Raw genomic sequence first — 20,862 nt, 5'->3', positions numbered from 1 at the left:
GATTTTTTCTGTCTAACTTTTGGGGTGCGGTTCAGACTAGGGTCTCTTTTGATTTAAATATTAGGAAGTTGATTCATTATTAGCCGATTTCATATCCCATTAATAATCCGCCTTCTTCTGCATAGAAACTACATAAGCCGGATGTCGGGATAGCTTGAATTTGGGCGTTAGGAAATTTTTCCTTGACTAAGTCAGAGAATTGCTGACAGAATTTATCATTATTGCGGTGAGAGATAATAATTTCACCTCCTGCATAACCGGCCTTGATGATTTCTTCAAAAGCAGCAGACAACGACTTCTTATAGCCTCTAGCCTTCTGCAATAGTTCTAAGGTTCCTTGTGGCCCAGCTTCCCCAACCATGCGAATATTGAGCAAGCCTACGACAGCTCCAATCAGCTTATTTAATCGCCCATTCTTAACCAGATTATCCACTTTGGCCAGGACAAAAAGTAATTTGGTTTTTGATTGGTAGTTTGTAATTTCTTGCACGATTTCGTCAAAAGAAAGGCCGTTACTAATTAGCTGATTGAGCTTTTGAACAAGCAAGTCAACTTCACCTCCAGCCGATAAACTATCAATCACATGAATATTGACATTCGGATGCTCTTCAAGGTAAAGCTTTTTAGCAACCTGAGCGCTGTTATGGCTACCAGATAAGGTTCCAGTAATAGTGACAACAAAGATATTATCAGCTCCTGCAAATGCTTTTAGATAGTCATCTGGACTTGGGCAAGCAGATTTAGAAGCAGTTGATGTGGCATACATTTTTTCCATCATTAAGTCAATATTTAGTTCTGCGTTGTCAATAAAGATTTCCTGGCCTACCTGAATGGTTAATGGGACATTTTCAAAATTTGTGTCTAAAGCCAGGTCTTTTAATTCTCTAAAATCGCATCCAGAGTCACTAACGATTTTCCAAGTCATTTTTAATCCCCTTGTTCCTATAATTATACATTGACAAAGATTGTGTCTTTTTTTACAATTATATCATGAAAGACTTTTTCCAGAAAGCTATTGATATCCGATGAGACAAGAAGGAAGAAACTGTTATGCCTGAACGTAAAATATCCAAAAAATCTCTTGAAAACCTAACGATTTCCAATCGGGAATCCAATCGTTTAACTCGTGAATCTTTGGAAATTTCCCTATTACAGTTATTAGAAAAAAAAGAATTGGCTAAAATCACTATTTCTGAGTTAGTAAACCGTGCTGGTGTATCCAGAGCGTCTTTTTACCGAAACTACAGCTCAAAAGAAGAGATTCTAGAGGAGCTTTTCGGCCAGATTGTGCATAATATTATGGAAAAAATGGCTCAGTTTGATTTTAAGACGGAGCTTTACCAAGTATGGCTTGCTCTGTTTAAAGAGGCACAGAAGGAAGCGCATCTCATTCGTTTAGCTGTTGAGTATAATTTAGAGAAACACTTGACGCAAGCAGTTTTTAACTTTTTAGAGAAAGGTCAAGAGTCCAAGAAAGATGCTTCGTCCTACGTTAATTCTTTCTGGAGCTCAGCTTTGGTTTCTGTCCTGTCAAAATGGATCAAAGAAGGCATGAAAGTGCCAGCTGAAAAGATTGCTTCTCTTGGTTTGCCTTTAATGGTTCAAGAAAATATCTAGTAAAGAAAAGAGAAAGAAATGGAAACAAAACGATTAGCTTGGGATGAATATTTTGCTGCACAGGCTCTTTTGATTGCCAATCGCTCGACTTGTAAGCGCGCAAGAGTAGGAGCGGTTTTGGTCAAAGACAACAAGGTTATTTCTACGGGATATAATGGCTCCGTATCAGGAACAGAACATTGTATTGATCACGAATGTTTGGTAGTCGATGGCCACTGCGTAAGGACCCTACACGCTGAAGTGAATGCTATTTTACAAGGCGCTGAACGAGGTGTTCCAAAAGGATTTACTGCCTATGTAACTCATTTTCCCTGTCTCAACTGTACCAAGCAGTTGCTCCAGGTTGGATGCAAGCGCGTAGTATATATCAATCAGTATCGGATTGACGAGTATGCTGAGTACTTGTATCGAGAGAAAGAAGTGGAGTTAGTGCACCTGCCTTTAGAGGAAGTGAAGTCAGCCATAGCGGAAACAGATTTTATTTAAAAAGTGACTATCCTAGTTATTGTTTAAGATAAAAAGGCTCTATCATTTCGATAGAGTCTTTTTACGATCTTACTGATTATTTGACTTGACCACCTTCTACAACAAGATCATCAGCTTTAGCTGCATCGCCGTAGGTAGGGTGAAGAGTTTTTTCATAAGCCTTATGGAAGAAGTTTTCCTTACCAAGCTTTTCTATATCCTTGTTGATAAAGTCAAGAAGTTCTTTGTTTCCTTTTTGAACGGCTGGAGCAATAGTATCAGGGTCACCTAAAGAAGTTATACCAACTTCGTAACCCTTGTTTTCAAGAGCCCAAGCTAGGACTTCAGTGTTATCCGTTGAGAAGGCATCACCACGTCCATCAAGCAGAGCTTGGTAGGCGTCACTGTATTGATCATATTTTTGAAGTTTAACCTCTGGGTGATTCTTTTCAAAGTATGTTTCAGCTGTTGTACCTTTGGTCACGATCAAAGTTTTTCCCTTAAGTTCTTTAACATCTTTTATAAGGGCATCTTTAGGAGAAACGACTCCAAGTGAAACCTTCATATAAGGAAGCGCAAAGTCAACTTGTTTCTTGCGTTCATCTGTTACAGTGAAGTTTGCCAGTGTAATATCAACCTTGTTTGAGATCAAGTACTCTGCACGGTTGGCTGCGTCAACAGAGACGTATTTAACCTTGACTCCAAGATCTTTGGCAAGTTGATTTCCAAGTTCGATATCGTATCCTTGGTAAGAACCATCATTATCAACATAACCAAAAGGTTTTTTGTCTCCAAAGACTGCGATACGAAGCTCGCCACTTTTCTTAATTTCATCAATGGTCCGAGCCTTAGAACTTGATGCATTGGAGTTTTTGCTAGCACCACAAGCTGTGATAAAGACTAGAGCAAGGGCAAGTGTCATTACAGTTAAAATTGATTTAATTAGTTTCATAATCGTCTCCTTTATAGATATGAGCCAAATTGGCTAAAGTCAAATACGTTTAAAAATTCTTGCGCTCTTTTTGTTTTAGGATTGGTAAAGAAAGAGTGAGCATCTCCCTCTTCAGCGATCTGTCCTTGGTCCAAGAAAATGATTCGATCAGCAATAGCTTGAGCAAATTGCATTTCATGTGTGACTAGGATCATGGTGCGTCCTTCTTGGGCGAGATCATTAATTAATTCTAGCACCTCTCGTACCATCTCAGGATCTAAAGAGGCGGTTACTTCATCGAAAAGGATGATTTCAGGATGCATGAGAAGGGAACGAACAATTGCCACCCGTTGTTTTTGACCTCCAGAGAGCTGTCTTGCGTAGCTATGCTTTTTATCTAGAAGTCCAACACGTTTCAGTAGTTGTTCGGCTTCCTGAATGACTTCCTCTTTCTTACGTCCCTGGGCTTTTGTTGGTCCTAAAATAAGATTTTGCAGAACATCTAGGTGTGGAAAGAGTTCATAACTTTGAAAAACCATGCCAATTTTCTGACGGACAAGGTGAAAGTTCTTTTGATTGCCTGTGATGGATTGGTCATCTAAGAGGATATCACCTCCTTGAATATTTTCTAAGCCATTAATACAACGAAGAAGTGTACTTTTACCACATCCAGAAGGACCCAAAATCACGACAACTTCACCTTTTTTAACTTCAAGTGAAAGACCTTGAAGGATAGGATTGTCTCCAAAGGATTTTTGAAGGTCCCTTATTTTTAAAATCGTTTCAGGCATATTAATTCCTCCAGTGTTTTTCTAAATGACCTGCTAATTTGGAAATAGGGAAGCAGACAAGGAAGTATAAAACAAGAATAGTTCCATAAATCCAAAAGGAAGCAGTAGGAATGGTCAATCGGTTGCTATCGATAATTTGTTGACCGACCTTCGTAACCTCAACAACACCAATCAAAACGACTAGCGAAGTTGTTTTAATCATACGTGTAATCAGGTTAATGGCTTGTGGTAGTAAACGTCTTAGAACCTGTGGAATGATGACATAATAGTAAAGCTGAAACTTGGTTAAACCAAGCGCTTGACCACTTTCAAACTGGTGCTTGGGTAGAGAAGTGATAGCTCCTCGAACCAAGTCCCCCATTTCAGCAGTTCCCCAAAGAGTAAAGACAATGATGGCTGAACTCTCGCCTGAGATATTGATATTAAAGTTACGTGCTAACCCAAAGTAAACAATAAAGAGTAAGACGAGCTGGGGCATTATTCGGATGAATTCTAGATAAAAGCGAGTTAGTAGACGAACGATTTTAGATTGAGAAGTCATGATGATTCCCAAAAAAGTACCAAGGATCATGGATAATAGAACGGAAATAACTGAAATACCAATTGTGACTCCCAAGCCCTGTAAAATACGAAGGAGATTATTTCCCTGAAAGAGTACCTGGATTCCCGAATCCTGCATGGCGTAATCTCCTTTCTATCCAACCAAAGAGAAGTGAAAGCGGTAATAACATGAGTAGATAGGCAAGAACCAACATGGCCAAGGCAATATCTGTCTCGTAGTAGAGTCCAATCAAGTCCTTTGCCACATACATAAGATCTGCTAAAGCTACTACAGAGAAAACTGAGGTTTCCTTGATTAAGAAAATGACATTTGCACTAAAGGAAGGAAGTGCTACAGCAGTCGCTTGTGGAAGAACAACGTAGCGAAAAACTTGTCTTGGTGTCAAACCAATAGAGAGACCAATTTCATGCTGGGTTTGACTAACAGCTTCCAAGCCACTACGGAAGGATTCAGCCATGTAAGATCCACCTAGGAAGATGAGACCGATTGTCGCACAAGCTTCTGAAGACAAGACAAGACCAATCCTAGGTAGCCCAAAATACAGAAAGAAGAGCTGAATCAATAGTGGCGTGTTTCGAGATAGCTCAATGTAGGCAGTAGCTAGCTGACTCAAGACGGGAACTCGGTAATGTCGTATGATACTAACAACCAAGCCTAAAAGAAATGAACCAATTATCCCCCAAATAGCGATATGCAGGGTCAAAAAGAAGGCCTGCTGGTATAGTGGATAGTACTGTTCGATAATAGACCAATCCAAAAATGAATTCCTCCCCTCCCTTAAGTCAGGAAATCATTTTTCTTCCTGAACTTATAGGTATAATAATAGAGTCATTTTACCATCAATTACACTGTTTGAATAATATGTATATTTTATCGGTCTGATAGAAAAAATTTATCAGGACCGCCAAAAGGATTGTAATTTAGTAACTGATCTAGACAAAGATGTTTGTCTAGATGCTGGATTGTTTTGAGAGAAGATGGATATACTTGATTTTTATACTGAAAATAATTAAAGAATAGAGTATAATGGATATAGAAAAATATGAAAGAGTATTTTGTTTTTTTAAAGAAATATAACAGTAGGATGGATCAATCAAATGTCAAATAAAGAGATAAACCAGGAGTTAAGTCAAAGGCGTAATGAAATAAGTCCAGAGATAGATAACGAAAAAAATAAGGAGAAGATTGAAGAAAAACAATCTATTGATGAAGCAAATGGGTCAGAACAAGTGGTAAAAGATTCAAAAGAGATCAAGTATACATTGGCTCTTCTTTCATTTTCCTTCTTCTCATCGATCATTTATCTGATTCTTTTCGTGTCACTTTTTAGTATAGCTTTACCATGGGGAATTGTCTTGTTGATTTTTCTAGGCCCTAGCTTAATTTGTTTTTTTATTGCAACTTTTTTAACTAGGGTTGGGATGACTAATGGGAGGAAAGGTTTACTATATGCAAGTTCAGGTATTTACCTGATTTCAGCTCTTTGTGCAGGAGATCCTGATTGGCATCTTTTTCAAATAGCTCCTTTTGTTTTCGCAGTTCTTGTTTTGGTTGGAACGCTAATGGCTAAAGAAGAAAAGAGATAATATGGCGCGAAGCCATATCTTTTTACGGAAATTTTTGAAACCATAAAGGATGCGATCCCCATTCTAGTACAACTATTTTCACTCTCAAAAATTAAGCAATCAAAAGAGCTTTCTTTATCTATCAATGATTATGTATATGCTTTTTTATGTATGGGCACTTGGTTCATCTTTTAGCCTCTTTTTGATTGTAGCAATTGTAGTCGTGGTCCTAATATGGGGTGGTGCGTCAAAATCAGCAGATTCATAATTTTCAACAAGGTATAGTTTATGTCTATACCTTATTCTTTTTTTAAACAAAGGTGTGTTAGCGTAAATTATGTTATAATGTAAAAGTTATATAGTCCCGATAAGGTGGTAGTTTTTTCTATCAGTACTTTGTAACTCTATAACAATATTTTTTAAGGGGGGACATTTCTATGTCAGAACGTAAACTTTTCACGTCTGAGTCTGTATCGGAGGGACATCCTGATAAGATTGCAGACCAAATTTCCGATGCTATTTTGGATGCCGTCTTGAGTCAGGATCCAGATGCCCATGTGGCTGCTGAAACAGCTGTTTATACAGGCTCTGTTCATGTTTTTGGTGAGATTTCGACTACAGCTTATGTAGATATTAACCGTGTGGTTCGTGATACCATTGCAGAGATTGGCTACACCAATACAGAGTATGGCTTTTCGGCAGAGACCGTCGGTGTGCATCCATCTTTGGTGGAGCAGTCGCCAGATATCGCTCAGGGTGTCAATGAAGCTTTAGAGGTTCGTGGGAATGCAGATCAAGATCCATTGGACTTGATCGGTGCTGGCGACCAAGGGCTTATGTTTGGCTTCGCAGTGGATGAAACACCGGAGCTTATGCCATTGCCTATCTCACTCAGTCATAAGCTAGTCCGTCGATTGGCAGAGTTGCGCAAATCAGGAAAGATTGGCTATCTGCGTCCAGATGCTAAGTCACAAGTGACTGTTGAGTATGATGAAAATGGCCAGCCTGTGCGCGTGGATACGGTGGTTATTTCGACCCAGCATGACCCAGAAGTGACCAATGAAGAGATTCATCGTGACGTGATTGAAAAGGTGATTAAAGCTGTTATTCCTGCCCAGTATCTGGATGATAAGACAAAATTTTTCATCAATCCAACCGGACGTTTTGTAATTGGCGGCCCGCAAGGTGACTCTGGCTTGACTGGACGTAAGATTATTGTGGATACTTACGGCGGTTATGCTCGTCACGGCGGCGGTGCCTTCTCCGGTAAGGATGCAACCAAGGTTGACCGCTCAGCTTCATACGCAGCACGCTATATTGCTAAAAACATCGTGGCTGCTGGACTAGCCAAGAAAGCAGAGGTACAGCTAGCTTATGCCATTGGTGTGGCTCAGCCGGTTTCTGTACGTATCGATACTTTTGGCACTGGAGTAGTTGCAGAAAGCAAGCTTCAGGAAGCTGTTCGTCAGATTTTTGATTTGCGTCCGGCAGGTATCATTCAAATGCTGGATCTGAAACGTCCAATCTACCGTCAGACAGCTGCTTATGGCCATATGGGTAGGACAGATATTGATCTGCCTTGGGAAAAAACGGATAAAGTTCAAGCGTTGAAGGATTATCTGGCCTAATTATAAAGAGTTGCAAGATGATTATTTGATGGTTTCTACTTTATAGAAAAATAAAGATTATGAAATTAGAACGATTAATTTATATTTTATTAGCCCTTTTGAATAAGAGACAGATAACAGCTAAAGAAATTGCTGAACGTTTTGAAATATCTACTCGTACAGTATATCGAGATATGGATACGCTCAGCTTAGCTGGAATCCCTATTTACTCTGAACGTGGGGATAAGGGAGGCTTTTATATACCAGATGACTACAAGATGGACAGCAGCTTTTTCACAGAAGAAGAAAAGCAGTTTATCATCAATATGAGCCAAAATGTTGGCAAAATTGTCGGTCGTCCAAGTTTTGACAGCATTGAGCATAAGCTTACTTCTCAAGAAGTGACTGATAATGTTAATCCTGTTTACTTCGATCTTACTTCATGGTCTCTCAATACAAATTATTTACTTGAAATTGAGCAGGCTATACAAACTGGAAAGAAAGTTTCCTTTTCTTATTTTTCTAAAAAACAAGAACGAAGCCTGCGAACAATTCTTCCTTATCGACTGATTTTTAAACTAAATGCCTGGTATGTGATCGGCTACTGCTTTGAAAAATTAGATTTTCGTATTTTCAAGCTTAGCAGAATTCGTGATTTGCTGATAGTAGATGAGGGGATAGAAGTTGGTGACTACCCACTTTTATCTCAAGAAAAGCTAGATCTTTTTCTAAATCCATCTAAAGATAAAGTTGAGGGCAGTAAAGAGGAAGTAGCGTTGATTTTCACAGAGTCTGCGCTTCCAAAAATTTATGACCACTTCACAGAAGAAGAAATCACTGTTGAGCAAACCAGAATAATAGTCCATGCTTTCAGAGCATTGACACCGGCCTTTTTCGAATTGATTTTAAGTTTTGCTCAGCAAGTAAAGGTCATATCACCAAAAATCTTACAGGATAAATTAATTGAAACTCTTCAAAAAAATCTTCAGCAATATGACAGACTGTAGTCATATTGCTTTTTGTATACTCTTAAGTGGGCTCAAGCTTTCATTAGTTTGAAAACTGCCTAAATTATTTTTGGAGGTTCCAAATGGATACAAGAACATTAGCAGAAAGCTATTTTACCTCAGTCAATAAAGGTGGCTGGGAAGATTTTGTAGCTGAAAACTTTGATTATGGTATGTGTGACAGTCAGGACATCAAGCGAGGTCGTGATGTTTATCTGAAAGGTGCAGGTCAATTCTATGCTTTAAGTCAGCATCTTGAAGTGAAGAAGTTGCTGGTAGATGGAAGAGAAGTAGTGGCTTTAAATCGCTATCGCTTGCAGTCGCCACAAGGAAATCAACTAGAGTTGGATGTGGCGGAATTTTTAAAATTTGACGAATCAGACAAATTGATAGCATCCAACATTTACTTTGATACTCATCGTTTCCAAGAGTTTATGCAGGGCAAATAATTCTTAAGTTTCATTTGACAAATAGTAGAACTTGTTTTATACTGTTAAAAATTAAATATGACTTTAAACATGTTCCGTGAGACATGAAAGTTCTAAAATGAGACTAGCAATTGCTATGCTCTAATTTTCTGTAAACTTTTAGAGGTTGGGAACATGATTTCCAACCTCTTTTTAAACTATATTCAATTTAATAAATGCAGTCTGTGAGCTGCGATTAAGGAGAATCATATGTCAAAATTGTCTTTAGACAAAAACAATCAACGGGCTTTAGTCGCTGCGATTGTCGCTTCTGGTACGGATGACTTGAATGTCATGTTTCTGGCCTTTTCAATGTCCTCTATTATCTCGGAACTTGGGATTAGTGGTACCCAGGGTGGTTGGATAGCTACTATAACTAATTTGGGAATGCTTGTTGGAGGATTAATTTTCGGTCTGTTAGCTGACCGATATCACAAATTTAAGGTCTTTAAATGGACCATTCTCATTTTCTCCCTGGCGACGGGCCTGATTTTCTTTACGAAAGACGTCAATTACCTTTATATTATGCGCTTTATTGCAGGCATGGGTGTCGGAGGTGAATATGGTGTGGCCATTGCTATAATGGCAGGAATTGTTCCGCCAGAAAAAATGGGGCGGATTTCATCGCTAAATGGTATTGCGGGACAGATAGGCTCGATTACATCGGCTTTACTTGCAGGCTGGCTAGCTCCTGCTCTTGGATGGCGTGGCCTCTTCCTCTTTGGGCTAGCACCCATTGCCCTAGTACTATGGATGGCTTTAGCTATTGACGATCAGAATATTCGTGACGACGGTGGAGCCAAGGTAGAAGAAGAAACAACACAACCTGTTAAAATAAGTCAGCTATTCAAAACACCAGCTCTGACATCACAAACCATAGCTCTAATGGTTATGACGACCGTACAAATTGCAGGTTACTTTGGAATGATGAACTGGTTGCCAACGATTATTCAAACTAGTTTGAATATTTCTGTTAAAGATTCTTCTCTTTGGATGGTGGCAACCATTTTGGGAATGTGCCTAGGAATGTTGACTTTTGGACAAATTTTGGATAAATGGGGACCTAGGGTCGTTTACTCTAGCTTTCTTCTTGCATCATCTGTCTGTGTCTATCTCTTCCAGTTTGCGAATTCTATGGCCACTATGGTAATAGGTGGAGCAGTTGTTGGTTTCTTTGTGAATGGAATGTTTGCTGGTTACGGAGCCATGATCACTCGTCTTTATCCTCATCAAATTCGATCAACTGCTAATAATGTTATCTTAAATGTCGGACGAGCAATTGGCGGATTTTCATCTGTTATTATTGGAAAGATTTTGGATATCTCAGGTGTTTCAACAGTTATGATTTTTCTTGCCTCTTTGTATCTAATCAGTCTAGCTGCTCTTTGGACAATCGGCAATTTGAAATCTGATATTTATCAAGACTTAGGTCAAGGTCTTGAAGCAGAAAAAGCGTAGCCATTAAATAAAAAAAGACAAAGAGAATTATTCTTTGTCTTTTTATGATCATGTAAAAAACTCTCTACTTTAAATAGAGAGTTTTAAGGTTATTCTTAGTGTGCTACACGTTTGCGAGCTGCTTTTTTACGGTTTTCTTCAATGAAAGCTGCTTTTTGCTCTTCAGGTTCGATTACTTTTTTCTTGACAGTATAAACTGCACCTGCTACAGCAGCAACAGTAGCTGCAACGCCTGTAAGTACGCCTTTTCCAAATCCTTTAGCCATAAGATTTCTCCTTTTCTGAACTTTAATTATTTATGTTATAATTAATAGTAACGGAAAATCAAAATTTTTTCAAGGAAAAAAATGAAAACTAAGATAATTGTAATTGTAGGGCCTACAGCTGTTGGAAAAACGGCTCTGAGCATTGAGGTTGCTAAAACCTTTAATGGTCAGATCGTCAGTGGTGACAGTCAACAGGTCTATCGTGGCTTAGATATTGGCACGGCTAAGATTCGTCCTGAGGAGCAAGAGGGCATTCCCCATCATCTGTTGGATGTGCGGGAGGTTGGAGAGAGCTACTCGGCCTATGATTTTGTGACTGAGGCGGCTCAGGCTATTCGTGAGATTGAGTCTCAAGGTCAGCTTCCCATCATTTGCGGCGGCACAGGGCTCTATATCCAGAGTTTGCTCGAGGGCTATCATCTAGGCGGCTCCGTTCCTCACGAGGAGATTCTGGCCTATCGGGCGCAGCTGGACAGTTGGTCAGATGAGGATTTGTTTGGAAAAATAGCAGAGCTGGGTATCGAGATTCCCCAGATAAATCGCCGCAGGGCTATGAGAGCGCTGGAGATTGCTCATCTGGGTGGCTCGTTAGAAAACAATCAACCAGACTATGAAGCCCTGCTGATTTGCCTAGATGATGAGCGAGAGCGACTTTATGAGCGAATCAATCAGCGAGTTGATCTGATGATAGAAGATGGTCTCTTAGAAGAAGCCCGTTGGCTTTATGAACAGGCTCCAACCAGTCAAGCCAGTAAGGGTATCGGCTACAAGGAACTTTTCCCCTACTTCGAAGGTCAGATAAGTCTTGAAGAGGCCGTGGACAAGCTCAAGCAAAATACCCGCCGTTTTGCCAAGCGCCAGCTGACTTGGTTTCGCAATAGGATGTCTGTGACCTTTTATCAGGTGGGAAATCCAGACTACAAAAATCAGGTTATGGGGGACATCAAGAATTTTCTGGATAAGTAGCTGGCTGACCAAGTCATAGTAAGGATATGAGATGATAGAAACAGAGAAAAAAACAGAGCGTGTCTTTCTGGTTGGTGTGGAACTAGCAGACACGGAAAATTTTGACTTATCCATGGAGGAGCTAAAAAGTCTAGCTAAGACGGTAGGGGCGGAAGTAGTTGGCTCTTATAGCCAGAAGCGGGAAAAGTATGACAGCAAGACCTTTGTTGGTTCTGGAAAGTTAGAAGAGATCCGGCAGATGGTTGATGCCGAAGAGATTTCGACCGTCATTGTCAATAACCGTCTGACACCCCGCCAGAATGTCAATCTAGAGGAAAGCTTAGGCGTTAAGGTCATTGACCGTATGCAGCTGATTTTGGATATTTTTGCCATGAGGGCTAGGAGTCATGAGGGCAAGTTGCAGGTGCATCTGGCTCAGCTCAAGTACCTGCTGCCTCGCTTGGTTGGCCAGGGAATTATGCTCAGCCGTCAGGCAGGTGGTATTGGCTCCCGCGGGCCTGGTGAAAGCCAACTTGAGCTCAATCGACGCAGTGTCCGCAATCAGATTCATGATATTGAGCGCCAGCTCAAGGCAGTGGAGAAAAATCGGGCTACCGTTCGTGAAAAACGGTTGGAATCCAGTATTTTCAAAATCGGCCTCATCGGCTACACCAATGCTGGCAAGTCTACGATCATGAACTGCTTGACTAGTAAGAGTCAGTATGAGGCTGACGAACTCTTTGCGACGCTAGATGCCACGACCAAGAACATCAATCTCAGTGGCCAGCTAAATGTCACGCTGACAGACACAGTTGGCTTCATTCAGGATTTGCCGACGGAGCTGGTGTCAAGCTTTAAGTCTACTCTAGAGGAGAGTAAAAATGTTGATTTGCTGGTCCATGTTATTGATGCTAGTGATCCACACCATGAGGAGCACGAAAAGACTGTCCTCGACATTATGAAAGAGCTGGACATGCTGGATATTCCCCGATTGACTCTCTATAACAAAGCAGATAAGGCTGAGGATTTTACTCCGACCCTGACTCCTTATTCTTTGATTTCGGCTAAAGCGGATAATAGCAGAGCTGTTTTACAGCAAGTCCTGCTGGAGCGGATGAAAGAGTTATTTTTGCCTTTTACCATCAAGGTAGCTCCGGCTAAAGCTTACAAGATTCATGATTTAGAGAAAGTCGCGATTATGGGGAATCGAGAATACATAGACGATATCGAAGTCATTTCAGGCTGGATTGCCGAGAAAAACAAATGGAAACTGGAAGAATTTTATGACTGATTATATTGACTTGGCCCTCAATTACGGTGGTTTTACAAGCCTAGATAGGGTCTACTTAGAACAAGTATTGACTGGTCTGACAGAAGAGCAGAAGCGTAGCTTTATTACACCACCACCCAGTGTTATCAACGCTTACTTTGCTGAGCTTTATCAAAAGAAAAGTCCGGAAGCTGCGACAGAGTACTTCTTAGAAATCAGTCAGGCTTTGGACTTATGGAATGCGGAGCCTAGCTTTGTAGAAAATAAACCTTTTGTCCGGCTTAACCTTTCTGGCAAGTCCTATGGATTTTGCTACGAGAAGAAGGAAGTCGGCATGGTCTTTCCTGAAAATCCTGAGCCTGTAACAGCTGATTTGCTCTTTGAAATCGCGCAAGTCTTTCCACAGTACTTGGTCTACGAAGAAGCTGGGAGAATAAAAATGACACCTTTCAAAGCTGAGTTTCAAGTCGTGGACAGTAAGGAGCTGACTGCTTTGACTGAATGGCAACAGCTGGCGGATGGTAGCCAAAGACTTTTGGGCTACAATCAAGATGAAGTCAGTGATCTGGCTCAGTCCTATGCTGGCAGAAAATACTATCACTCGCAGAATCGTTCTGCCATGATTTATATCATTTAGAAAGAAAAATATGCAATTACAATTTTTAGGAACCGGAGCTGGTCAGCCGTCAAAGGCCCGCAATGTATCCAGCCTCGTTCTCAAGCTCTTGGAAGAAATCAATGAGGTCTGGATGTTTGATTGTGGTGAAGGGACCCAGCACCAGATCTTGGAGACAACGATCAAACCTCGCAAAATTAGCAAGATTTTCATCACGCATCTTCATGGTGATCATATTTTTGGTTTGCCTGGCTTTCTATCCAGTCGTTCTTTTCAAGCTAATGAAGAGCAGACGGATATAGAGATCTATGGCCCTAAAGGTATTAAGAACTTTGTTATGTCCAGTCTTCGAGTTTCTGGTTCTCGTTTACCTTATCGAATTGATTTTCATGAATTTGATGAAAATAGTTTGGGAAAGATTTTGGAAACGGACAAGTTCACTGTTTATGCAGATAAGCTGGATCACACGATTTTTTGTGTGGGCTACCGCGTGATGCAGAAAGATTTGGAAGGCACTCTGGATGCCGATAAACTACGAGTAGCGGGTGTTCCCTTTGGCCCCCTCTTTGGCAAGGTCAAGAACGGTCAGGATATCGTCCTAGAAGATGGTACCAAAATCATCGCAGCAGACTATATCTCAGCCCCTCGTCCTGGGAAAACAATTACTATTTTAGGGGACACAAGGAAAACAGATTCTAGTGTACGATTAGCTGTGGCTGCAGATGTTCTTGTACATGAAGCTACCTATGGTAAGGGAGATGAAAAAATGGCCCGTAAGCATGGGCATTCTACCAATATGCAGGCGGCTGAAGTAGCCAAAGAAGCTGGAGTTAAACAACTTCTTCTTAATCACGTCAGTGCTCGGTTCTTGTCGAAAGATATCAGCGTTATGCGACAAGATGCTAGTAAAGTTTTCGAAAAGGTTCATGTGGTTAAGGATTTGGAAGAAGTTGAAATTTAAGGATATTAAAGGGACTTTTAATACAAGAAAAAATTACAATATTGTCAAAGAGGCGGGAGATTTTCCTGTCTTCTTTATGTTATAATGTAAAAAAAGGAGAAAGAATGAGAACAATCATCATCACAGGGGCTAGTGGAGGGCTAGCACAGGAAATGGTTAAGCTTTTGTCTAAGGATAAATTGATTTTGGTCGGACGTAGCAAGGAAAAGCTTGAAAAACTATATGGAGAAAGCGAAAATATTGACCTTGTGGAACTGGATATTACAGATAGCTCAGCTTTGGAGAGATTTGCTGAGCAGATTGATAGTCAGTACGGCCACGTTGATGTTCTAGTCAATAACGCTGGCTATGGGATTTTTGAGGAATTTGACAAAATCAGCTCCAGTGATATTGAGGCCATGTTTGAGGTCAATACTTTTGCTCTGATGAACCTGTCTAGACTTTTTGGTAGTCGTATGAAAAAGACTGGACAAGGACATATCATCAATATCGTCAGCATGGCTGGCCTCATTGCAAGTAGTAAGTCCAGTCTTTACTCAGCGACTAAGTTTGCTGCTATTGGTTTTTCCAACGCCCTACGCTTGGAACTCCTGCCTTTTGGTGTTTATGTTACGACGGTTAATCCCGGGCCTATCAAAACAGCCTTTTTCGATCTAGCCGATCCTGATGGATCCTATGTTAAAGCTGTTGATAAGTATATCTTGGAGCCTGACTTTGTAGCTGGCAAAATCGTCAACGTTTTTGGCAAAAAAAAGCGAGAAATTAATCTTCCTGGGATTCTCAATCTTGCTCATAAATTTTATACCCTGTTTCCAAGAATAGCTGATAAATTGGCGGTTAAGATGTTTAATTATAAATAAAAGTTAAATTTCAACTTTTTAGAAAAGGAAAATGAAAAAATGGATTTACAAGCTTATAAAAATCATTTAGAAGAGCCTTGGGGTAAAATCTATTATGACATTCTGTTTGATCAGTTGAAGAATGTTGAAGGGCTAAAAGTTCTTGATTTTGGTAGTGGGTTTGGGATTGTGGCCAACCACCTTGCTGAAAAAAATCAGGTCACTGCGCTGGAACCGAATATGGAAATGATTATTCATCGGAAAAGAACGAATTCTTATGAGCAGTTGCAGGGAAGTCTAGAAGTGCTAGAAATTTTTAAAGATGAATCCTTTGACCTTATAATTTGCCATAATGTTTTAGAGTATGTAGAGGATATTGATCCATACCTCATGGCTTTCTCTCGCTTGCTCAAAAAGGGAGGGAAGCTATCGATTGTTAAACATAATCACGTGGGCCGCATTATGCATACAGTAATTTTTGAAAATGATATTAAGAAAGCTCGAGAACTCTTGCTTGGAAAAGATTATCTGACGCATAGCATGGGCCAAGCTAATTATTATGAGATGCCAGAGGTCATTAAGCCTTATCCTTTCGATATTTTAGATTTTCAGGGAATTCGAATTTTTTATGGCTTACAGCCCAATGATGTAAAAACTGATCCAGGATGGCGTGAAAATATGCTAGAAATGGAACTTGCTGTTAATAACCAGTCACCCTATCGCGATATTGCAGCTTTTCAGCATTACTGGCTCGTGAAAAAATAATAGCTTAGATTTTTTGTGTATGAATGAATTTTTGACCTTGTTTGGAGAAAACTAGATGGTGGAAAAAGAAGTTAAAGAGCAAGAGCAATCAGTTAATTATGCCATGCTCAGCCTTTTTCAATATGTAGCATCTATCTTAGTTATTTTGGTGCATTGTCAACGTCTCTTTCCTAATGAAATTTTGCATTTCACTCAAAAGAGTATGTTTGGGCGAATGGCTGTACCTTTTTTTCTCATATCATCTGCCTTTATGCTTAAATCAAGTCTTGCAAAAAAGAAGAGTATGAGAACTTACGTAAGTAGGATTTTAAAACAGTATATTTTTTGGAGTATTCTTTATCTTCCATACGCACTTATCTATTTTTGGTCGCTTCCAGTTGAGAAGTATTATGCACCATTTGCCTTAATCGCTGGATTTTTATATATTGGACTTTGTTACCAGCTTTGGTATATTCCTGCTTTTTTGCTGGGGCTTTGGATTGTCCATCATTTATACAAAAAAATAGGACCTAAATGGGCGATTCTTGTTTCCTTGCTCCTCTACTTACTTGGCTCAATTGAGACTTACTACACTTACTTTGCTAATACATGGCCGACTCGTTTATATGATGTTTATGCACGTATTTTCTTCTCAACCCGTAATGGTCTATTTTACGCGCCAATCTTCATTCTCTTTGGTTATTTGCTTTATGATTATTGGAATAGTGATTTCTTTAAGAAAGATGTAGGGAAAAAATTTCTGCTGGCTTCAATCTTACTTGCTCTAGATGGTTGGTTAGTTTTTGTCAATCAGGGAATCGATAAAAATTTCTTTCTAGCCTTACTTCCTTTCTCACTTTTTCTGGTCAATGGTGTTTTAAGGACAAGGATTGGAAGGAAATGGAATCTATACCATCTTAAGGAATTAAGTGTTCTCTATTTCTTTTTACATCCGATTTTTATAGAAATTTCCTTTTATCTTTTGAAAGAGACAAATTTTTCTAAATGGCATAAGGGTCAAATTGTATTTGTTCTTACTATAGTTTTGACTCAATTGACTTCAGAAATTATTTTAAAAATCCCTAAGACAGTATTTTCAAAGAAAAAAATCAATAGAGTCTAAACGTGTTAAGGTAACAAGATTTTTTGGAGGTCTTATCATGCTTGAACGTCTACAACAGCAGCTGGCTTTTACCAATGAGCTGGAAAAACTGAAACCCACTCATAGGAACAATAGGACCTTGGACGCCTATCGTTTTGAAAATTCTGCCGAGCATAGTTGGCAGGGGGCGCTCATGGCGCTAGTTTTTCGAGAATATATCCCCGAAGAGGTCAATCTGGAAAAGGTCATGTCTATGTTACTGATTCATGATTTGGGCGAAATATATGCTGGCGATACCTTTATCTTTGACGATGTTGGCAAGAGAGATTCTTACCATAGAGAGCTTGAGTCCTTGAAAATCAGTTTAGACAAGCTACCATCAGATCAGCAGGATTCCTTTTTAGGGCTTTGGCAGGAATTTGAAACTGGCATTAGCATAGAGGCTAAATATGCCCGAGTGCTGGATGCTCTGGTTCCCCTTCTCAATCACTTGGAAGTTGCTCAGCCCCATGACAACCCTCATGGCCTGACCAAGTCGCAGGTCATCGCAAAGAAATCCTTTATTCAAGAAACCTCTGAGAGTCTTTGGGAATTGGCTTTAGAAGTTATTGACCAAAGTGTTGCTAAGGGGCTTTACCTAGATGAGTGAGGCTGAGGACCTTGCTCGTAGATAGAAAGTTTGAGACTGGTTGAACCAGTCTTTTCATGTTATAATATTCAGACAAGATTGAACGGAGAAAGTGTTTCACTCATCATGATTAGCTCAAAATACGACTGGCAGTTTGCCACTAATTTTACAGACGAGAATTTTTTAAAAAAGGCTAAGAAAGCTGGATTAGAACCTGCCGCTGCTGGTCTCCTTTACCAAAGAGGTGTGCAGACTGAAGAAGCTCTGCAGGAATTTTTGGAGCCTAGTTTAGACCAGCTTCACGACCCTTATGATCTGCATGATATGGATCGGGCAGTGGAGCGGATTCGCACGGCGATTGAGAATTATGAGCAGATTTTGATCTATGGTGATTATGATGCTGATGGGATGACCTCGGCATCAATTGTCAAGGAAGCCTTGGAGCAGTTGGGGGCTGAGTGTCAGGTCTATCTGCCCAATCGTTTTACAGATGGCTATGGTCCTAATAGCAGTGTTTACAAGTATTTTATTGAAAATCAAGGTATCTCGCTCATTATTACAGTAGATAATGGAGTGGCGGGACTTGAAGCTATTGAGCTGGCCCATTCTCTAGGCGTGGATGTTATCGTGACGGATCACCACTCCATGCCTGAGGAGTTGCCAAATGCCTATGCGATTGTCCATCCGGAACATAGCGGAGCGGATTACCCTTTCAAGCATCTGGCTGGCTGTGGGGTGGCTTTTAAGCTAGCAACAGCCTTACTAGAAGAAGTCCAAGTCGAACTTTTGGACTTAGTGGCCATCGGTACCATTGCCGATATGGTCAGTCTGACGGGGGAAAATCGGATATTGGTCAAATACGGCCTTTCCGTCCTCAAAAATACCCAGCGGGTAGGTCTTCAGGAACTCTTCAAAATCGCTGGTATTCAGCCAGATGAACTGGACGAAGAAACAGTTGGCTTCCAGCTTGCTCCACGCCTCAATGCCTTGGGAAGGCTGGATGATCCCAATCCAGCGGTTGAGCTTTTAACAGGATTTGACGATGAAGAAGCTCGTGATATTGCGCTCATGATCAACCAGAAAAATGACGAGCGTAAGGAAATTGTCCAGCAGATTTATGAAGAGGCGCAAACCATGCTGGACACTGGGAGACCAGTGCAGGTGTTAGCCAAGGAAGGCTGGAATCCTGGTGTGCTAGGAATTGTCGCTGGGCGCTTGCTAGAAGAGCTACACCAGCCAGTCGTAGTGCTCAATATTGAGGATGGCATCGCTAAGGGCAGCGCCCGAAGTATTGAAGCGGTCAATATTTTTGAGGCCTTGGACAGTCATCGTGATCTCTTTGTAGCCTTTGGTGGCCATGCTGGAGCAGCTGGGATGACTCTCGAGGCAGATAAGCTGGCGGAGCTATCTGATATCCTAACAGCCTACATTTTAGATAATGATTTGGATTTGACTGGTAAAACTGTTCTGTATTTAGATGAGGAGCTGCATCTGCCAGAACTGACCCTGGATACACTCAAAAGCTTTGAAAAACTGGCGCCTTTTGGTATGGACAATAAGAAGCCACTTTTTTACCTCAAGGATTTTAAAGTGGACAATGCTCGGACTATGGGAGCTGGCAATAGCCATCTCAAGCTGAAGATTTCTCAGGAAGATGCTACTTTTGAAGTAGTTGCTTTTGGCCAAGGAAGCCTGGCGACAGAGTTTGCACAAACCAAGAATCTGGAGCTAGCTGTCAGCCTCTCTGTCAATAAATGGAATGGACAGACCAGTCTCCAGCTCATGCTGGTAGATGCTCGTGTAGATGGTGTTCAGCTTTTCAATATCCGCGGAAAAAATGCGACGCTACCTGACAAGGTTCCAGTTTTGCGTTTCACAGAGGAATTGCCGGATTTGGGAAATAGCAGAGCAGTTGTGGTTTATGACCTGCCTGATGATTTACAGGCCTTGAAGAAGATTCTTCAGACTCAAGATTTCGAAGCGATTTACTTTAAAAATGAGATTGGCAAGCCATACTATCTGACAGGTTACGGTAGCCGTGAGCAATTTGCCAAACTCTACAAGACCATCTATCAGTTCCCCGAATTTGACGTTCGCTATAAGCTTAATGATCTGGCAGCTTACCTGAAAATTGACTCGATTCTCTTGGTCAAAATGATTCAGATTTTTGAGGAGTTGGGCTTTGTCAGCATCACAGAAGGCGTCATGAAGGTCAATAAGGAAGCTGAAAAGAAAGAAATCGAAAGCAGTCACATTTACCAAGACCTCAAGCGCCTAGTCAAGGAACAAGAACTTATGGCTTTGGGCACTGTGCAGGAGATTTATGATTATTTGATGGAGAAATAAAGGTTAAGTAATAATATTTCAAGCACATTTAAATAAAAAAATGGTATAATAGAGAGTAAAAAATTTTTATATAGAAAGAACATTATGAATTTAAAAGACTATATTGCAACAATTGAGAATTATCCAAAAGAAGGTGTTACCTTCCGTGATATCAGCCCTTTGATGGCAGACGGGAATGCATACAGTTACGCTGTTCGTGAGATTGTTCAATATGCGACAGACAAGAAGATTGACATGATTGTTGGACCGGAAGCTCGTGGCTTTATAGTGGGCTGTCCAGTTGCTTTTGAGTTAGGAATCGGCTTTGCTCCAGTCCGCAAGCCTGGCAAACTTCCTCGCGAAGTTATCTCAGCTGACTATGAAAAAGAGTATGGTGTAGATACTTTGACCATGCATGCAGATGCTATCAAGCCAGGTCAGCGTGTATTGATTGTTGATGATTTATTGGCAACAGGCGGAACTGTTAAGGCAACTATTGAAATGATTGAACGTCTTGGTGGTATCGTTGCAGGATGTGCCTTCCTTATTGAATTGGATGAATTAAAAGGCCGTGAAGTTATTGGCGAATATGACTATAAAGTATTGATGCATTATTAATACATAGTTTCAGGCTATACCTAGGTAAAGATAAAATATAATTGAAAACTATATCTCCTTTCAGTATAATAAATATAT

Annotated in this window: 23 protein-coding genes; 17 read left to right on the top strand and 6 right to left on the bottom strand. The window is 40.4% G+C overall.

The window, feature by feature from the left end:
* Nucleotides 1–79: 79 nt before the first annotated feature.
* A complete protein-coding gene (locus HMPREF2780_RS02050) occupies nucleotides 80–925 on the bottom strand; it encodes a DegV family protein (protein WP_008808827.1) in 846 nt (281 codons plus the stop codon).
* 125 nt (nucleotides 926–1,050) lie between these two features.
* Between HMPREF2780_RS02050 and HMPREF2780_RS02045 the strand changes: the two genes are divergently transcribed.
* Together HMPREF2780_RS02045 and HMPREF2780_RS02040 are read left to right on the top strand one after the other, a co-directional pair.
* Nucleotides 1,051–1,617: a TetR/AcrR family transcriptional regulator gene (locus HMPREF2780_RS02045; RefSeq protein WP_105026029.1), complete on the top strand. Its 567-nt coding sequence runs from the start codon at nucleotides 1,051–1,053 to the stop codon at nucleotides 1,615–1,617.
* Between the two features lie 18 nt (nucleotides 1,618–1,635).
* A complete protein-coding gene (locus HMPREF2780_RS02040) occupies nucleotides 1,636–2,103 on the top strand; it encodes a deoxycytidylate deaminase (protein WP_045502598.1) in 468 nt (155 codons plus the stop codon).
* A 76-nt stretch (nucleotides 2,104–2,179) separates the two neighbouring features.
* On the opposite strand, the gene HMPREF2780_RS02035 is transcribed toward HMPREF2780_RS02040, so the two are convergent.
* From HMPREF2780_RS02035 to HMPREF2780_RS02020, 4 genes are read right to left on the bottom strand one after another with little or no spacing between them, the layout of a single operon-like run.
* Nucleotides 2,180–3,034, bottom strand: coding sequence for a cysteine ABC transporter substrate-binding protein (locus HMPREF2780_RS02035; protein WP_008808824.1), 855 nt, complete (start codon nucleotides 3,032–3,034; stop codon nucleotides 2,180–2,182).
* An 11-nt stretch (nucleotides 3,035–3,045) separates the two neighbouring features.
* Entirely contained in the window at nucleotides 3,046–3,804 is a 759-nt protein-coding gene (locus tag HMPREF2780_RS02030; RefSeq protein ID WP_045773912.1) for an amino acid ABC transporter ATP-binding protein, read from the bottom strand.
* Nucleotide 3,805: 1 nt separating this feature from the next.
* The gene (locus tag HMPREF2780_RS02025) at nucleotides 3,806–4,483 is read right to left on the bottom strand and encodes an amino acid ABC transporter permease (RefSeq protein WP_105026028.1); all 678 of its coding nucleotides are present in this window, start codon (nucleotides 4,481–4,483) and stop codon (nucleotides 3,806–3,808) included.
* Nucleotides 4,443–5,123, bottom strand: coding sequence for an amino acid ABC transporter permease (locus HMPREF2780_RS02020; protein ID WP_105026027.1), 681 nt, complete (start codon nucleotides 5,121–5,123; stop codon nucleotides 4,443–4,445). Before HMPREF2780_RS02020 ends, HMPREF2780_RS02025 begins: the two co-directional genes overlap by 41 nt.
* 340 nt (nucleotides 5,124–5,463) lie before the next feature.
* On the opposite strand from HMPREF2780_RS02020, the gene HMPREF2780_RS02015 reads away from it, so the two are divergent.
* From HMPREF2780_RS02015 to HMPREF2780_RS01995, 5 genes are all read left to right on the top strand, one after another.
* A complete protein-coding gene (locus HMPREF2780_RS02015) occupies nucleotides 5,464–5,952 on the top strand; it encodes a hypothetical protein (RefSeq protein WP_105026026.1) in 489 nt (162 codons plus the stop codon).
* Nucleotides 5,953–6,368: 416 nt separating this feature from the next.
* Complete coding sequence (gene metK, locus HMPREF2780_RS02010) at nucleotides 6,369–7,559, top strand: methionine adenosyltransferase (RefSeq protein WP_105026025.1); 1,191 nt, start codon at nucleotides 6,369–6,371, stop codon at nucleotides 7,557–7,559.
* 59 nt (nucleotides 7,560–7,618) lie between these two features.
* Nucleotides 7,619–8,545, top strand: coding sequence for a helix-turn-helix transcriptional regulator (locus HMPREF2780_RS02005; RefSeq protein ID WP_105026024.1), 927 nt, complete (start codon nucleotides 7,619–7,621; stop codon nucleotides 8,543–8,545).
* Between the two features lie 83 nt (nucleotides 8,546–8,628).
* Nucleotides 8,629–8,994: a nuclear transport factor 2 family protein gene (locus HMPREF2780_RS02000; protein WP_105026023.1), complete on the top strand. Its 366-nt coding sequence runs from the start codon at nucleotides 8,629–8,631 to the stop codon at nucleotides 8,992–8,994.
* Nucleotides 8,995–9,222: 228 nt separating this feature from the next.
* Nucleotides 9,223–10,470, top strand: coding sequence for an MFS transporter (locus HMPREF2780_RS01995; protein WP_045634934.1), 1,248 nt, complete (start codon nucleotides 9,223–9,225; stop codon nucleotides 10,468–10,470).
* Between the two features lie 95 nt (nucleotides 10,471–10,565).
* Here the strand turns inward: HMPREF2780_RS01995 and HMPREF2780_RS01990 are convergent, their stop codons facing one another.
* Complete coding sequence (locus tag HMPREF2780_RS01990; protein WP_008808815.1) at nucleotides 10,566–10,736, bottom strand: DUF3042 family protein; 171 nt, start codon at nucleotides 10,734–10,736, stop codon at nucleotides 10,566–10,568.
* Between the two features lie 81 nt (nucleotides 10,737–10,817).
* Between HMPREF2780_RS01990 and miaA the strand changes: the two genes are divergently transcribed.
* From miaA to HMPREF2780_RS01940, 10 genes are all read left to right on the top strand, one after another.
* The gene (miaA, locus tag HMPREF2780_RS01985; RefSeq protein WP_045634933.1) at nucleotides 10,818–11,702 is read left to right on the top strand and encodes a tRNA (adenosine(37)-N6)-dimethylallyltransferase MiaA; all 885 of its coding nucleotides are present in this window, start codon (nucleotides 10,818–10,820) and stop codon (nucleotides 11,700–11,702) included.
* Between the two features lie 31 nt (nucleotides 11,703–11,733).
* Nucleotides 11,734–12,972, top strand: a complete 1,239-nt coding sequence (hflX, locus tag HMPREF2780_RS01980; protein WP_105026022.1) for a GTPase HflX — start codon at nucleotides 11,734–11,736, stop codon at nucleotides 12,970–12,972.
* Nucleotides 12,965–13,588, top strand: a complete 624-nt coding sequence (locus HMPREF2780_RS01975; RefSeq protein ID WP_061603900.1) for a hypothetical protein — start codon at nucleotides 12,965–12,967, stop codon at nucleotides 13,586–13,588. The genes hflX and HMPREF2780_RS01975 overlap by 8 nt, the downstream gene beginning before the upstream one ends.
* Before the next feature lie 10 nt (nucleotides 13,589–13,598).
* On the top strand, nucleotides 13,599–14,528 hold the full coding sequence (gene rnz / locus HMPREF2780_RS01970; protein WP_061583461.1) for a ribonuclease Z: 930 nt from the start codon (nucleotides 13,599–13,601) through the stop codon (nucleotides 14,526–14,528).
* 104 nt (nucleotides 14,529–14,632) lie between these two features.
* Nucleotides 14,633–15,388 carry an SDR family NAD(P)-dependent oxidoreductase gene (locus HMPREF2780_RS01965; protein WP_105026020.1) on the top strand — a complete coding sequence of 252 codons (756 nt, stop codon included), beginning with the start codon at nucleotides 14,633–14,635 and terminating at the stop codon, nucleotides 15,386–15,388.
* A gap of 39 nt (nucleotides 15,389–15,427) precedes the next feature.
* A complete protein-coding gene (locus HMPREF2780_RS01960; RefSeq protein WP_105026019.1) occupies nucleotides 15,428–16,132 on the top strand; it encodes a class I SAM-dependent methyltransferase in 705 nt (234 codons plus the stop codon).
* 55 nt (nucleotides 16,133–16,187) lie between these two features.
* Nucleotides 16,188–17,234 (top strand): acyltransferase family protein, encoded by a 1,047-nt coding sequence (locus HMPREF2780_RS01955; protein WP_105026018.1) that lies wholly within the window; start codon nucleotides 16,188–16,190, stop codon nucleotides 17,232–17,234.
* A 37-nt stretch (nucleotides 17,235–17,271) separates the two neighbouring features.
* Nucleotides 17,272–17,862, top strand: a complete 591-nt coding sequence (locus HMPREF2780_RS01950; RefSeq protein ID WP_105026017.1) for an HD domain-containing protein — start codon at nucleotides 17,272–17,274, stop codon at nucleotides 17,860–17,862.
* Between the two features lie 105 nt (nucleotides 17,863–17,967).
* On the top strand, nucleotides 17,968–20,187 hold the full coding sequence (gene recJ, locus HMPREF2780_RS01945) for a single-stranded-DNA-specific exonuclease RecJ (protein WP_105026016.1): 2,220 nt from the start codon (nucleotides 17,968–17,970) through the stop codon (nucleotides 20,185–20,187).
* An 84-nt stretch (nucleotides 20,188–20,271) separates the two neighbouring features.
* Nucleotides 20,272–20,784, top strand: a complete 513-nt coding sequence (locus HMPREF2780_RS01940) for an adenine phosphoribosyltransferase (RefSeq protein WP_008808805.1) — start codon at nucleotides 20,272–20,274, stop codon at nucleotides 20,782–20,784.
* The last annotated feature ends 78 nt before the right edge of the window (nucleotides 20,785–20,862 follow it).

The organism is Streptococcus sp. HMSC062B01 (assembly GCF_001811085.1).
In the GTDB taxonomy this organism is placed as follows: Bacteria; Bacillota; Bacilli; order Lactobacillales; family Streptococcaceae; genus Streptococcus; species Streptococcus gordonii.
The sequence above is the reverse complement of the archived record's forward strand: the minus strand, read 5'-3'. Positions and strand labels throughout refer to the sequence as shown.

Bases quoted from the DNA above. Each gene is read 5' to 3' on its own strand.
- HMPREF2780_RS02050 (WP_008808827.1), bottom strand. From the start codon at position 925: ATGACTTGGAAAATCGTTAGTGACTCTGGATGCGATTTTAGAGAATTA.
- HMPREF2780_RS02045 (WP_105026029.1), top strand. From the start codon at position 1,051: ATGCCTGAACGTAAAATATCCAAAAAATCTCTTGAAAACCTAACGATT.
- HMPREF2780_RS02040 (WP_045502598.1), top strand. From the start codon at position 1,636: ATGGAAACAAAACGATTAGCTTGGGATGAATATTTTGCTGCACAGGCT.
- HMPREF2780_RS02035 (WP_008808824.1), bottom strand. From the start codon at position 3,034: ATGAAACTAATTAAATCAATTTTAACTGTAATGACACTTGCCCTTGCT.
- HMPREF2780_RS02030 (WP_045773912.1), bottom strand. From the start codon at position 3,804: ATGCCTGAAACGATTTTAAAAATAAGGGACCTTCAAAAATCCTTTGGA.
- HMPREF2780_RS02025 (WP_105026028.1), bottom strand. From the start codon at position 4,483: ATGCAGGATTCGGGAATCCAGGTACTCTTTCAGGGAAATAATCTCCTT.
- HMPREF2780_RS02015 (WP_105026026.1), top strand. From the start codon at position 5,464: ATGTCAAATAAAGAGATAAACCAGGAGTTAAGTCAAAGGCGTAATGAA.
- metK (WP_105026025.1), top strand. From the start codon at position 6,369: ATGTCAGAACGTAAACTTTTCACGTCTGAGTCTGTATCGGAGGGACAT.
- HMPREF2780_RS02005 (WP_105026024.1), top strand. From the start codon at position 7,619: ATGAAATTAGAACGATTAATTTATATTTTATTAGCCCTTTTGAATAAG.
- HMPREF2780_RS02000 (WP_105026023.1), top strand. From the start codon at position 8,629: ATGGATACAAGAACATTAGCAGAAAGCTATTTTACCTCAGTCAATAAA.
- HMPREF2780_RS01995 (WP_045634934.1), top strand. From the start codon at position 9,223: ATGTCAAAATTGTCTTTAGACAAAAACAATCAACGGGCTTTAGTCGCT.
- HMPREF2780_RS01990 (WP_008808815.1), bottom strand. From the start codon at position 10,736: ATGGCTAAAGGATTTGGAAAAGGCGTACTTACAGGCGTTGCAGCTACT.
- miaA (WP_045634933.1), top strand. From the start codon at position 10,818: ATGAAAACTAAGATAATTGTAATTGTAGGGCCTACAGCTGTTGGAAAA.
- hflX (WP_105026022.1), top strand. From the start codon at position 11,734: ATGATAGAAACAGAGAAAAAAACAGAGCGTGTCTTTCTGGTTGGTGTG.
- HMPREF2780_RS01975 (WP_061603900.1), top strand. From the start codon at position 12,965: ATGACTGATTATATTGACTTGGCCCTCAATTACGGTGGTTTTACAAGC.
- rnz (WP_061583461.1), top strand. From the start codon at position 13,599: ATGCAATTACAATTTTTAGGAACCGGAGCTGGTCAGCCGTCAAAGGCC.
- HMPREF2780_RS01965 (WP_105026020.1), top strand. From the start codon at position 14,633: ATGAGAACAATCATCATCACAGGGGCTAGTGGAGGGCTAGCACAGGAA.
- HMPREF2780_RS01960 (WP_105026019.1), top strand. From the start codon at position 15,428: ATGGATTTACAAGCTTATAAAAATCATTTAGAAGAGCCTTGGGGTAAA.
- HMPREF2780_RS01955 (WP_105026018.1), top strand. From the start codon at position 16,188: ATGGTGGAAAAAGAAGTTAAAGAGCAAGAGCAATCAGTTAATTATGCC.
- HMPREF2780_RS01950 (WP_105026017.1), top strand. From the start codon at position 17,272: ATGCTTGAACGTCTACAACAGCAGCTGGCTTTTACCAATGAGCTGGAA.
- recJ (WP_105026016.1), top strand. From the start codon at position 17,968: ATGATTAGCTCAAAATACGACTGGCAGTTTGCCACTAATTTTACAGAC.
- HMPREF2780_RS01940 (WP_008808805.1), top strand. From the start codon at position 20,272: ATGAATTTAAAAGACTATATTGCAACAATTGAGAATTATCCAAAAGAA.